The following is an 890-nucleotide window of genomic DNA, read 5'->3' as shown; positions in this document are numbered from 1 at the left end:
GGGCTGTGACTGCGTGCCTTTTGAAGAATGAGCCTGCGAGTTTGCGGTGTGTAGCGAGGTTAACCCGTGTGGGGTAGCCGTAGCGAAAGCGAGTCCGAATAGGGCGTTTGAGTTGCATGCCCAAGACCCGAAGCGGAGTGATCTAGCCATGGGCAGGTTGAAGCGCGGGTAAGACCGTGTGGAGGACCGAACCCACCAGGGTTGAAAACCTGGGGGATGACCTGTGGTTAGGGGTGAAAGGCCAATCAAACTCCGTGATAGCTGGTTCTCCCCGAAATGCATTTAGGTGCAGCGTCGTGTGTTTCTTGCCGGAGGTAGAGCACTGGATAGGCGATGGGCCTCACCGGGTTACTGACCTTAGCCAAACTCCGAATGCCGGTAAGTGAGAGCACGGCAGTGAGACTGTGGGGGATAAGCTCCATGGTCGAGAGGGAAACAGCCCAGAACACCGACTAAGGTCCCTAAGCGTGTGCTAAGTGGGAAAGGATGTGGAGTCGCAGAGACAACCAGGAGGTTGGCTTAGAAGCAGCCACCCTTGAAAGAGTGCGTAATAGCTCACTGGTCAAGTGATTCCGCGCCGACAATGTAGCGGGGCTCAAGCACATCACCGAAGTCGTGTCATTGCAGCAATACTCCCAACGGAGGCTGTGATGGGTAGGGGAGCGTCGTGTGCCGGGTGAAGCAGCCGAGGAATCGAGTTGTGGACGGTTCACGAGTGAGAATGCAGGCATGAGTAGCGATACAAGAGTGGGAAACTCTTGCGCCGATTGACCAAGGGTTCCTGGGTCAAGCTGATCTGCCCAGGGTAAGTCGGGACCTAAGGCGAGGCCGACAGGCGTAGTCGATGGACAACGGGTTGATATTCCCGTACCCGCTTTGAAGCGCCAACG

General features: G+C 56.5%; 1 rRNA gene. It reads left to right on the top strand.

Features of this window, described 5'->3' with window-relative positions:
- Positions 1-890: ribosomal RNA gene (locus tag IEZ12_RS37345) — 23S ribosomal RNA — on the top strand; the annotation flags it as partial.

The organism is Kitasatospora griseola (assembly GCF_014648555.1).
GTDB lineage: Bacteria > Actinomycetota > Actinomycetes > Streptomycetales > Streptomycetaceae > Kitasatospora > Kitasatospora griseola.
Note: the sequence above shows the minus strand (reverse complement) of the source record. Positions and strands in the feature narration are given on the sequence as shown.